The sequence below is a fragment of the Herpetosiphon sp. NSE202 genome (assembly GCF_042688385.1).
Lineage (GTDB): Bacteria > Chloroflexota > Chloroflexia > Chloroflexales > Herpetosiphonaceae > Herpetosiphon.
The window spans coordinates 103341-116195 of sequence record NZ_JBHUPY010000001.1 but is presented as its reverse complement, the minus strand read 5'-3'; the positions used below and the strand labels follow the sequence as shown (position 1 = coordinate 116195).

The window sequence follows — 12855 nt, the reverse complement described above, 5'->3', positions numbered from 1 at the left end:
CCTAGTAAGATCAGGAGCAGCATAAAACGCTGTTTCATTTGGCAATACTTCCATCACTGAGGGTATACGAGCCATCAGGATTAAACTTCGTCCCATCGAGCCGAATCCGCGAACCATCTGCCTTGGTCACAAATCCATCAGTGCCAATAAGCGTTCCATCTCTGAGCTGAGCGTCACCATTGGGCTGAATAATCGTTCCATTATCCATGGTTAATACTCCTGAAGGATCAACATGAACCCCTGGCAGCGAAGGAATCATCCCCATATCGAGAACTTTGCCCATGTAGTAGGTTGGGCCGTGCGTCATTTGAATCGTGTCATGAATTATCAGAGGTTGGGTAAGGGCCAATTCTGGCTTACGAAAGTGAGTAAAGCGCGAGTTCGTATAGGTATCAGTCCCAACAGTAGTGCGAGGATCAAAAAACCAACTGCCTGCGTCATCAGGCACTGCATAATCGGCAACAACGGCCCCCGCCTCACTACCAAGGATGATTAACCCTAAATCGAGATTTTCTTTGATCGGAAAATAACCAGGAGCAAAGATGTCCACAAAAGAATCCAGCTGTCGGGTAAAATAGCCAGTGGCTGGATTCGCCGCAACTTTAGAGCCAACTGTAGCACCAACCACCTCAGTATAACGATTAACAAAATCATTGCCACCGTTCTCCATACGGGCAATAAAGCGATACCAATTACCATAGGCCACAAATTGCGGAATCAGATCGCCTTCATCGGTGCCGGCAGGCGGAACTCCAGCCCAGCCATTAGCAACCCGCGAGCCATAATTAACCCCGCGTTGCTCGGCCATTGCCCATAGTGGCAATAATTTTGCATCAGGCTTACCAGCAGCATGGCCATCGAAGAAGTTCTGCCAAGCCACAGCTGCCCCGTCACAATTATTAAAGCCAGCAGGCACAGCACCTTTTGTGATATGGAGGCGATAGCCATTTTGAATTGCTTCGAGTACCCCCGCATCGGCGACCGATGACCAAGAACCAGGCCGCATATTGCGCATATCATGGGATTCATCAAAAAAGGCAATAATATCTTGAATATTATGAAACCAATTTGGAGTGCCAGCCTGAGCCTCTAGCGCCTCGACCCAGCGAATTCGCTCCTCGGCAGTCAGCATCTCAAATTCAGCAAGGGTTAAATCAAACCGAATCAACCTACCCCTAGCATCAAAGACTGGCCCACCAGGCAGCTTCGTAGGCCCTTTTTTCGGTGGCCATACAGCCACGGTTACTGATCCAGCTGGATTCTGCGCTTGAAGATTGCCAAACTGGTCATTAAACAGGGCTGCCGCTTCTTCTTCGGCAGTGCGCATGAGCGTGCGAATCTGAAGCGTAACTTGCTCAGCAACTAAGAAGACATCATGACAACGACCAATTGCTGGATTCACAACTGTTTCAAATTCATGAAAAAACTTGGTTGCAGCGTCGCCGTTCCAAGTGGGCTGTAATTGATCGACCATGGTTTGAAGTTGCTGACGTAACGTCGCGAGGATTGTAGCGTTGTGCTTAAAGTGTCGGGCAAGCGCTAAAAGTTGATTGTACTCAACTTGAACAAAAGGAGCATGCATACCTTCTCCAATCAATGATGAGATTGATCTGTGGATGGCTCTCTCTGGCAGCATTGTGAGCAAATACGATTACTCATCCTTCAGGCTAAAGTATAGTCAAAATATCATTAATATGCTTCACCTTCATGGGGGAATATTGACGATCAAATAGCGATAAAACCCATTATCTAACTCTTTATTTACCTAGCATTTCTTTACGTACTAAAAGAAGCCACCGCGCACTTCATCCCCAGCCGAATCACCCCCAAAGCTAGGCAGATTAGGCCAATGGAAACGCTCCCACGCATTAGGAATAATATGCTATGATACTGATAGCGTGATATGTTTTATCCGTTGAATTTCCCACCCCTCGTTGATCATCCAAAGGAGGCTTGGCAGACGTAGCATCCATGCTGGAGAACGCTCCTATCGATAGTCGGATGGTAATGGTGATATGTGCAATGTAGCGCAAGGAGATCCGCTGATGGTTCGCCGAAATATGCATCTTTCGCTGATTAGTTTATTGGTCTTGACCCTGATTTTGGCTGCCTGTGGCAGCGAGAGCACCGCAACAACCACCAGTGGTAACACTGGCTCAACCAACCCTGCAGATGTCAAAGGCGAAATTACGGTTTGGGCTTGGAACGTGGCTGCCAAAAGCCTCGAAGCCACCGTACCTTCGTTCAACCAAAAATATCCCAACGTCAAAGTTACAATCCAAGACCTTGGGCGCACAGATGTTTATGATCGGCTGACGACCGGCATGCAAGCTGGCGGCGCTGGCTTACCTGATGTCGTCGCAATCGAATCCGACCGCATGGATGTGTACACCGCGACCTTCCCAGAAGGCTTGGCCGACTTAACCAGCCGCGCCAGCAAATACGAAAAAGATTTCGATCCTTCAAAATGGGCCCAATCGAAAATCAACGATAAAATTCGCTCGATTCCCTGGGATTCAGGCCCAACTGGCTTGTGGTATCGCGTCGATATCTTCGAACAAGCTGGCGTAGACCCTAAATCGATTGAAACTTGGGCCGATTTGATCGCTGCTGGCGAAAAGATTTTGGCCGCTACCGATGGCAAAACCAAGCTCATTCCCGTTGATATTGTGGCCGATGACGCTGGCTTCCGCATGATGACCAGCCAATTGGGCGTATGCTGCTACTTCAACAGCGATGGCAAAATCAACCTGACCAACGAAAAATCAGTTCAAGCCCTGACCTTGCTCAAAGAAATCAACGATAAGGGCTTAGTTGCCAATATCAATGGTTGGGATGGCACGGTTGCCGCCACCAAAAATGGCGATGTTGCTACGGTTCCATTCGGCGTATGGTATAGCGGCACGATCATCGACCAAGCGCCTGATCTCTCGGGCAAATGGGATGTGATGTTGTTGCCAGCCTTCGAAAAAGGCGGCAATCGCGCTGCTAACCTTGGTGGTTCAACCTTGGCAATTCCCGCAGCAACCAAAAATCTCGATGCTGCATGGGCATTCGTCGAGCACGCCTTGGCCACCAACGAAGGCCAAAATCTCATGATGGAAAAATTTGGTATTTGGCCAAGCTATCAGCCAGCCTACAGCGCTGATCTGTATAGCAAACCAGTCGCCTTCTTCAACAACCAACCAATTTGGAAGATGTTTGCTGATGAAATCAAAAATATTCCACCAGCAACCTACACCAAAGATTATGCTAAAGGTCAAGCTGTTTTGGCTTCAGCCCAATCCAAGGTCTTGAGCCAAGGCATGGACCCCAAACAAGCCCTGCAAGAGGCAGCCGACGAATTAGCCAACCAAACTGGCCGGGAAATCGCCCAGTAGGTTCATGCTCGCATTCCCAGCCCCTCTCTCGCCTGCGGGAGAGGGGAGTTTGGCTTAATCCTGTGGGAATGCTGGTTACTCTAGTCAGTGAATGGTCATGCCTAGGAGGGTTCTATGGGGTCGCAGATGCTCACGCCAGCAGAGCGCCGCCACCAATGGCGACGGCGACTTACCCCGTACATGTTTTTGTTGCCAGCCTTGTTGGTGTTTGGCATCTTTATGCTCTATCCAATTGTTTCTTCGTTGCAATTGAGCTTTGAGAGCCAACTCAACCCCAACAGTGGATTTAGCTTTGATAACTATCGCCGCTTATTGGGCGATAAAGTGTTTCGCAAAGCGCTGACCAATACGGTGTTTTTATTGCTGTTTCAAGTACCATTGCAACTTGGCTTGGCAATGGTTTTGGCGGTGATTCTCAATAACGCCGTTTTGAAGTTTCGCACGGTCTTTCGCTTAATTTATTTTCTGCCTGCCATCACCGCGCTCTTTGCCGTGGCCTTGATCTTTCGGCTGTTGCTGAACGATGAAAAAGGCTTGGTCAACTATGTGCTCAATGGCTTGGGCATTCAATCGGTGCCTTGGCTGAGCAATGCGTGGCCCGCCAAATTCTCGCTGATTACCGCGATTACCTGGCGCTGGACAGGCTATAACATGGTGATTTATCTCGCCAGTTTGCAGAGCATTCCTGATGAGTTGTACGAGGCTGCTGAGCTTGATGGCGCTGGGGCATGGGCCAAATTTTGGTCGATTACCGTGCCGATGATGCGCCCAACAATTCTGTTAACCACCGTGCTTTCAACAATCGGCACGCTGCAAATTTTTGATGAGCCATATCTGCTGACCCGCAGCGGGCCATCCAACGAAACCCTGAGTATGGCAACCTTGCTCTATCGCACTGCATTCCAAAGCGCCGAAATTAATTATGCGTCGGCAATTGCCTATGTGATGGTGTTGATCATTGCAGCCTTTTCGCTGCTCCAATTTCGGCTTGCTCAGCGCGGGGAGGACTAAGCGATGGCAAAAACCAAGCTTTCAGACGACTTTATGTCGAAGCCCTTGGTCAGCCGTTTCCAACGCATTCTGATCTACATCGTGTTGGTGATTGGGGCCTTCTTCTCGCTGTTTCCCTTTTATTATATGTTTGTCCAGGCTTCGCAGCCTTCAAGCGAAGTGCTGCGCTTTCCGCCGCACTTGTGGTTTGGTGGCTCGGCGTGGACAAATATTCAAGGGCTATTTGCCAATGGCTTTGGCCGCTCGCTGTTTAATTCGGCCTTTATTGCGGTGGTCTATGCCAGCCTGAGCGTGTTTATTGCCTCGCTGGCTGGCTATGCCTTTGCCAAATTCCGTTTTCGCGGGCGCTCAGTGTTGTTTGGCATGTTTTTGTTGGTGTTAATGATTCCCTATCACGTCACCGCTGTGCCCCTGTTTCAGCTGATGGCCAAAATTACCTTTTTGGGCAATCCAACCTGGATCAGCAGCTATCAGGCAGTGATTTTGCCAGCGCTGGCCAATCCGTTTGGCATTTTCTTGATGCGCCAAAGCATGCAAGCCTTGCCCGACGATTTGCTTGATGCAGCGCGCATGGACGGCGCAGGCGAGTGGCGGGTATTCACCAGCGTGGCCTTGCCAACCATGCGCCCAACCTTGGCAGCCTTGGCGATTTATTCGTTTATGTTTCAATGGAACAGCTTCTTCTGGCCATTGATTATTATGCGTGATAAAGCCATGGAAACGCTGCCTGTGCGGATCAATGCCTTAGTTGGCTTGTCGATTATCGATTATGGCCAGTTGATGATGGGCACGGCGCTCACAACTTTGCCAATTATGATGATTTTTATCGCCTTCCAACGCCAATTTATTTCCGGCGCACTCGCAGGCGCAGTCAAAGGATAACATCCGAAGGATGAAGGATGAAATTTAACCGCTAAGAACGCGAAGAACCCGAATGTTAGATTTGTTAAATGCCTAAATTGCAACAAAATTTTAGTCACCGATTGATCGAAACTTAGTGCTCTTCGTGTCCTTCGTGGTTAAAAACTTAATCTTCTCCCGTTTGGTTTCATCCTTCATCCTTTCAAAAGAGGTTTTTTTATGCCATTAGGTGTTTGTTATTATCCTGAGCATTGGCCACAAACGTGGTGGGCCGATGATGCCCAGCAAATGCGGGCCTTGGGCTTAGAATATGTGCGGATCGGCGAATTTGCTTGGGCCTTGATGGAGCCAGCAGCAGGCCAATACGATTGGGCTTGGCTTGATCAAGCAATTGAAACCTTGGCCAGCCAAGGCTTGAAAATTGTGCTGGGCACGCCCACTGCCACGCCGCCAGCATGGCTGACCCATCGCCAACCAGACCTGTTGCGCATCGACGCGCAAGGTCGGCGTTTAGGCCATGGCGGTCGTCGTCAAGCCTGTTTGGTCAATCCCGATTACATCGAATATAGCCGCCAAATCGTCAGCGCCATGGCTGAGCGTTATGGCAACCATCCTGCAATCGCCGCTTGGCAAATCGATAATGAAATTGGCAATCATGGCTCAGCCCGCTGCTATTGCGAGCATTGCGCCGCAGCATTTCGCCAATGGCTCGAACAACGCTATGGCGATTTGGCAGGCTTGAACGAGGCTTGGGGCACGGCATTTTGGAGCCAAACCTACAGCGATTGGCAACAAATTCCCTTGCCCAATGTGCCAGTTGGCGGCGGCCATAATCCTTCGCTAGTGCTCGATTATCGGCGCTTTGCCTCGGATCAGCAGGTGGCTTATTGTGGTATGCAAGCAGACATTTTGCGCCAGCACTCGCCAAATCGCACAATTTTGACCAATATTGCGCCTGGCGACGATGAGATCAATTGGTTTGACATAGCCAAGCAAGTTGATACGATTGCCTGGGATAACTATCCCCATGGCTTTCCGAATTGGCAAGCAGTCTCGATGTATCACGACCACATTCGCGGCCTCAAACGCCAGCCATTTTGGGTGATGGAGCAACAGCCAGGCCAAATCAACTGGACTCCGACCAATCCGCCAGTACCGCCCAACCAAGTGCGTTTGTGGAGCTACCAAGATGCGGCCCATGGCGCAGCCAATGTGTTATATTTTCGCTGGCGCGCATGTTGGCTTGGCCAAGAGCAATATCATAGCGGCCTGCGCGATCACGCCAATCGGCCAGCCCGTGGCAGCGTCGAAGCCCGCATTGTTGCCGACGAATGGCAACAGCATGGCCAACCAGAAGCGGCCCCGCGCAAAGTTGCCCTGCTCGTTTCATACGACGATCATTGGGCGCAACAGCTTGATCCGCACGCCCAAGGCTGGAGCTATTGGCAGCTGCTGCGCACAATTCATCGCACACTCACCAGCTATGGCGTTGGGGTAGATATTGTGCAACGTGGCACGCCACTTGATGAGTATCAATTGGCAATTGCTGTAGCCCCAATGCTCGATAACCCTGCTGAAACTGCTGGCTGGCGCGAGTGGGTTCAAGCAGGCGGCACGTTGATTTGCACCCCACGCAGTTTGACCAAACGCAGCGACAATCGCACAGCTCCCGATGGCTTCCCCAGCGGTTTGACCGATCTGTTCGGTGCTGATGTGGCCGAATGGAGCGCGCTTGATCCGGCGAAGCCTTGGGCGGTGAAAGTTGGCGATGCCAGCTATACCGCGCCGCTGTGGATGGAAGTGCTGAACGTGAGCCATGCCAATACGTTGGCGACGTGGGATCAATGCTATGCTGCTGGGCAAGCAGCGATTACCGCCGCAACCTATGGCAAAGGCTTGGCGGTTTTGATGGGCTGCTATCCAAGCGAGGAAATTTTGGGCGATCTCTTGCCACGCTTGTGGCCTGCTGCTCAACGCTTGCCCGAGGATATTGAGCGAATTGAGCTAACTGATGGCGTGCTGTGGTTCAACCATGGCGAGCAAGCCCAAACGATCAATCTACAAGGCACGTGGCACGATCGCTTGAGTGGCGAGGAATTCAGCGCTAGCTGCGAAATTGCTAGCTTAGGCGTTCGTTGGCTACAACAAGCCTAAAACAAACAAGCCCTGTTGAGTACAATCAACGGGGCTTATTCGTTAATCCCAATCATCGTGATCAGGGTCGTGGTAGAGCGGGCGAGGCGGGGCAATCGAGCTCATATAATCTTGCAAGATTAAAATGGCCGCCAGTTCATCGACATGATCGCGATGTTTGCTTTTTTTAATGCCCATCGCTTCGAGCGAGCGCTCAGCTTCAACGCTGGTAAACCGCTCATCATACAAGGTGATGGGAATGCTGGTGCGTTTTTGCAGGCCACGCATAAAAGCTTGCACCGCCTTGGCCTGAGCGCCAACCTCGCCACGCAAGGTCAATGGCAGCCCAATCACCAACTCAACCACCTCATTATCGGCAATCATTTGTAGAAGCTGGGCATAGGCTTTATCGCTCGGCTGCGCTGGCAACGTCGGCTGGCCGCTAGCAATAATTCGGTCGGGATCGCACATTGCCACGCCAATGCGTTTATTGCCAACATCCAAGGCGATAATGCGGCCACGGCTGGGTCGCTCGCTCATTCTTGCACCTGAACATTGATTTCGGCAGGGTCGAGCGGCAAGCGCTCCACTTCTGGCACAGAAACAATATCGCCAATCAAGCCACTTTCGCGCAAGGCTTGCAATTGCACCATTGCCTCAGCTGGGGTTAGGCCTTTGATGCTTTCGGCAATCTTCAGTTTGGTGCTATCGGGCAAGCCAATATTGGTTTTTGGCGCAACTTCAACCGTTGCCAACAACAAACTTGCGCCCGAATCATCGAGGCGAACTTCACTTTTGACGATGCTGCTGGTATCGGTGCTGAACGATGGATCTTTGATCCGCAAGGCGTTGGGCAAGGCCCGATTCAATTGTTCGGCAAAATTACCGCGCACTGCCAAACCTTGAAAATTTGCCGTCACAATCAGCTCAAAATCGCCATCAGTGCCAGCTACTGGGCGAGTCTGCACATCATACAGGCTGGGGTCTTGGGTCAAATCATCGACATTGGGCAAGAAATTTACATCCGCCAACACTTCGCCTTCTTGCAACACGGTTTGCATTTGGGCAGGAATTGCACTGCGAAATTGGGCGACAGCTTGGGGCAACAGTGGCAGCCAATCTGCTTCAGTTGGCAATTTTAACAGGGCAGTCGTGCCGCCTTGAACTGGCTCAGAATTGATCGCAAATAGTGCGCCTTCATAGCCTTCAATCGTCCAAATAACATCGCCGCTGGCAGGCATGTTGTAGCGAGTGCCACCAGCGCTGGCCACAATTTGGATCGCACCAACCCCGTTGGTCACGCCAGTAATGCTGCTGCTCGCTTCGGGAATTGTCGCCTCGCCTTGGGTCAAGAAAACAATTTCTTCGCCAGCAGCGTTGAGCACCTTAACCCGCGTATTGGCTGGAATCGGATAGGCTTGGGTATTGCGATTATAGACTTCGAGACGGCCACTAGCAGCTTGATCTGGTTGCTCAGTAGCCGTAATGACCGTGCCGCGCACAGGCACCGAAATTGGCACCGTAATCAAACGGCCTTGAATTGCCGCCGAACTTGGCTCGCTAATTGGGTCTGCTTGATAGTTGAGCCGCACATCTTGGTAGGTTTGGCCACCCAAGCTTGGCGCTGGCCGCACCAAAATCGTAACCCCACTCGCAACCTTATTGCCAAATACAAACCATAGCAAAGCCAAAATAGCTATCGCCGCCAGAATCAGCATACCCCATAACGGGTAATTGCGTTTGGGCGCGTTTTGTTGCTTGAGTTCGGCCTTTTCGTCGGCGCGTTTTTGCTCAGATCGTGCGCGGCGGGCTTTGGCATCTTGGCGATGCAAGTCATCGCTGGTTAATTCAATATCTTCTGGGCGAATGCGTGGGCGAGCTGGCGGTGCAGTAACAGTCGCGCTATCACCGCTGAGCGTATCCGAAAAATCGTTGAAGCCATCAAAATCCCAATTGTCGTTGCCACGGGCTTGCTCGTGTTGGCGCAAGCCAGTTTCGCCAGCAGTTGAGGCAACTGAAAGGCTATCCAAGGCATCGGCCCAATCGTCGATTTCGCTACGTGGCTGCTGCGGCGCAGGCGTAGGAATTGGTTGGCTGGCAATTGGCTTGCTCACGCTAGAGCTGGTTTGCAAACGATCGGTCGTCGAAGCTGTGGGCAAACCTTCCAGCGAAGCCAAAAAATCTTCTTCGGGGCTAACAGGAGCAACTGGCTGGGCTGGAGCTGCGGCAGCTGGCGCAGGCTTGCTGCCGACTACGCTTGGCTCAATTTCTACCACCATCATTTGGCAGGTCAAAGCAGCTTTGACAACCTTGGGATCGCTGGTATAGAGCGTCAGTTCGATACCTTCGCGGTTGGCAGTTTCGCGCAATCGATCGCAGGTTTTACGGCTTTGTAACGAAATCGAACCTTCGGGCATGAAGATGTCAACATGCTCTGCTTTGGCATTACGCACCTGCTGAAGAATGCTATCAATTGAATCAGCAAGGGCAATGGTGATCAGTTCAGTTTTGCCAGTTGTCATTGGGTTGCCCCCAAAGCTTTCAGAATGAACACACGTCGAATATTGTGGTGTTGGCAGAATCTCGGCTTTATTGTACAACGATCTGCTACCGCTGAGGACAACCCCACAGTTTGTTACCTCATTGGGCGATTAATCCTCATGATTCCCCCTCTCCTCGCTGAGCGGGAGAGGGGGCTAGGGATACTTTAGTTACAGCAAACTGCTGGCTTCAGCCAAGGCTTGATCAAGCGCAGCTGCATCGCGACCGCCTGCCTGAGCAAAATCGGCGCGACCACCGCCACCACCACCAACTTTGGCAGCCAAGGCTTTCACCAAGTTGCCAGCATGGCGACCAGCTTTAACTTGATCGGCGGTTGCTGCGGCGAGCAACAACGGCTTGCCATCGATGACCGTGCCAAGGATAACGACACCGCTGCCTAGTTTATCGCGCAGCTGCTCGCCAAGTCGGCGGAAGCTATCAGCATCGCTGGCTTCAACCCGCGCCACAACCAATGGCGTGCCTGCTTGCTCAATTTTTTGGGCCAGCAAGCTATCAACTTGGCCAGCAGCTAATTCGCCACGCAAGCGTTCAATTTCATCGCGGCGGGCTTTTTGGTCGAGCAACAAGGCATCGAGTTTTTCTTCGACTTTGCCTGGCTGCGCGCCAAGTTTTTCGCCCAAGGTACGAATCAATTGGGCTTGTTGGCTGACCCATTCGGCGGCGGCGCGACCAGTGACGGCCTCGATCCGGCGCACACCTGAGGCCACTGAGCCTTCGCTGACGATTTTGAAGAAGCCAATTTCGCCAGTGCGGGCAACGTGAACGCCGCCACACAGCTCGCGTGAGCAAACCGGCGCTTCACTGTTGACGTGAACATGATCGCTGCTATCGCCACAACCAACGGTCACGACGCGCACAACATCGCCATATTTTTCGCCAAACAAGGCCATTGCGCCTAACTCGCGCGCTTGCGGCAAGGCCATTTCAGCTGCTTCAACTTTGCTATCAGCGCGAATCCAAGCATTCACTTGGTCTTCGATTTGCTGCAGTTGGTCGCTGCTCAAGCCTTTTTGGTTGTTGAAGTCGAATCGCAAGCGCTCTGGCGCAACCAACGAGCCTTTTTGCTCGGCATGATCGCCCAAGCTGTCGCGCAATGCGCGGTGCAACAAGTGGGTGGCGGTATGATTACGCACAATATCGCGGCGACGAGCTGCATCAACCGTGACGGTTACTTGCTCGCCAAGGCTCACGCTGCCTTCGCTGACCCGCCCGCGATGGACAAACACGCCAGGCACTGGCTTTTGCACATCGTCGATCACAATTTTGCCATGCGGCCCGACCAACACGCCGCTATCGCCCATTTGGCCGCCACTTTCGGCATAACACGAGGTGCGATCGAGCACAAAAGCGACTTCTTGGCCGCGTTGGACTGTGCCAAGTTCTTCGCCATCGAACTCTAACGCCAGCACATGGCCCCAGCTTTCTAGCTCGTGATAGCCAGTGAAGCTGGTTGGAGCCAAATTGCGCTCAGCCCAGCGTTCGGTCACTGCGCCTTTTTTGAATTGAGCAGCCCCACGGCCACGGGCACGTTGGGCTTCAAGCTCAGCCTCATAGCCTGCCAAGTCGACTGTCAAGCCACGCTCAGCGACGATCCGTTCGGTTAGATCGAGCGGAAAGCCATAGGTATCGTAGAGTTTGAAGGCATCAGCGCCACTAAATACTGCTTTATCTGCTTGGTTTGGCAACATTGCTTCAAGTTGGCGCAAACCGCCAGCCAAGGTTTTGTTGAAGCGTTCTTCTTCGCCAGTCACCACTTCGGCAATATAGCTTTGTTTATTGCGCAACTCAGGGTAGGCATCGCCCATCATATCGATGACGGTGGCAATCGTTTCGGCCAAGAATGGCGCTTTGAAGCCAATCGTTTGGCCAAAATAGGCGGCGCGGCGCACCAAACGCCGCAGCACATACGAACGGCCTTCGTTGCCAGGCCGCAAGCCGTCGGCAATCATAAAAGCGATCGAGCGGCTATGGTCGGCCACCACGTGGTAGGCCGAGCTATTGGCTTGATAATGTTCGCTGCCAGTGCCCAGCAATTCCATCACCGTGTGAATAATTGGCGTAAACAAGTCGGTTTCATACGAACGAAACACGCCTTGTTTGACAATCGCCAAGCGTTCGAGGCTCATACCAGTGTCGATTGATGGCTTGGGCAGCGGAGTCAATACGCCGTTTTCATCACGGTTGTATTGCATAAACACCAAGTTCCAAATTTCCATATAGGTGTCGTCTTCGGAGTTCACCCCTTCTGGCACTTGGTTATCGGGATCATCGCCGATATAATAGTGAATTTCCGAGCATGGCCCGCGTGGCCCAACATCGCCAGCCGACCACAGATTATCCGCAGCATCGAAGCGCAAAATCCGCTCGGCAGGCATATAGGCCAGCCATAAATCATGGGCTTCTTCGTCGGCGGGAATTTGCTCATCGCCTTCGTAAATACTGACCCATATTCGTTTGGGATCAAGCCCAATTTCTTGGGTCAGAAACTCCCATGCAAAACGAATTGCATCTTTTTTGAAATAATCGCCAAACGAAAAATTGCCCAGCATTTCAAAAAAGGTATGGTGCCGCGGCGATGGCCCAACATTTTCGAGGTCGTTTTGCTTGCCCGAAATGCGCAAACATTTTTGCGATGAAACCGCACGGCTGTAGGGGCGGCTTTCGCGACCCAAAAAGACATCGTTAAACTGAACCATCCCAGCCACTGTAAACAACAGGGTGGGATTATCGGCAGGAATCAGCGAGCTACTTGGCACGACGGCGTGCCCTTGCCGCGCAAAGTAGTCTAAGAAACGCTGCCGTAGCTCTGAACCTTTCATTTGGGAAACCTCAAGATATTAAGAACATAGAACAAAGCGCATAGAACAAAGCCAATTATTGTGCTCAAGCCATTAATGTTCTATGTTCT

General features: G+C 51.8%; 8 protein-coding genes. 4 read left to right on the top strand and 4 right to left on the bottom strand.

The features are described 5' to 3' along the window. Positions 1-34 precede the first annotated feature (34 nt). Complete coding sequence (locus ACFMKP_RS00480) at positions 35-1582, bottom strand: WXG100 family type VII secretion target (RefSeq protein WP_382288044.1); 1548 nt, start codon at positions 1580-1582, stop codon at positions 35-37. A 463-nt stretch (positions 1583-2045) separates the two neighbouring features. Between ACFMKP_RS00480 and ACFMKP_RS00475 the strand changes: the two genes are divergently transcribed. From ACFMKP_RS00475 to ACFMKP_RS00460, 4 genes are all read left to right on the top strand, one after another. After that, complete coding sequence (locus tag ACFMKP_RS00475) at positions 2046-3380, top strand: sugar ABC transporter substrate-binding protein (RefSeq protein ID WP_204754775.1); 1335 nt, start codon at positions 2046-2048, stop codon at positions 3378-3380. A gap of 114 nt (positions 3381-3494) precedes the next feature. Continuing rightward, entirely contained in the window at positions 3495-4391 is an 897-nt protein-coding gene (locus ACFMKP_RS00470; RefSeq protein WP_382288042.1) for a carbohydrate ABC transporter permease, read from the top strand. 3 nt (positions 4392-4394) lie between these two features. After that, positions 4395-5273, top strand: a complete 879-nt coding sequence (locus ACFMKP_RS00465; RefSeq protein ID WP_382288040.1) for a carbohydrate ABC transporter permease — start codon at positions 4395-4397, stop codon at positions 5271-5273. A 198-nt stretch (positions 5274-5471) separates the two neighbouring features. Beyond that, positions 5472-7406 carry a beta-galactosidase gene (locus ACFMKP_RS00460; protein ID WP_382288038.1) on the top strand — a complete coding sequence of 645 codons (1935 nt, stop codon included), beginning with the start codon at positions 5472-5474 and terminating at the stop codon, positions 7404-7406. Positions 7407-7448: 42 nt separating this feature from the next. Here ACFMKP_RS00460 and ruvX read toward each other — a convergent pair whose 3' ends face one another. From ruvX to alaS, 3 genes are all read right to left on the bottom strand, one after another. Further along, positions 7449-7925: a Holliday junction resolvase RuvX gene (ruvX, locus tag ACFMKP_RS00455; RefSeq protein ID WP_110514091.1), complete on the bottom strand. Its 477-nt coding sequence runs from the start codon at positions 7923-7925 to the stop codon at positions 7449-7451. Continuing rightward, the gene (locus ACFMKP_RS00450) at positions 7922-9907 is read right to left on the bottom strand and encodes a hypothetical protein (protein ID WP_382288036.1); all 1986 of its coding nucleotides are present in this window, start codon (positions 9905-9907) and stop codon (positions 7922-7924) included. The genes ruvX and ACFMKP_RS00450 overlap by 4 nt, the downstream gene beginning before the upstream one ends. Before the next feature lie 189 nt (positions 9908-10096). Beyond that, on the bottom strand, positions 10097-12766 hold the full coding sequence (gene alaS, locus ACFMKP_RS00445; protein ID WP_382288034.1) for an alanine--tRNA ligase: 2670 nt from the start codon (positions 12764-12766) through the stop codon (positions 10097-10099). Positions 12767-12855: the final 89 nt, after the last annotated feature.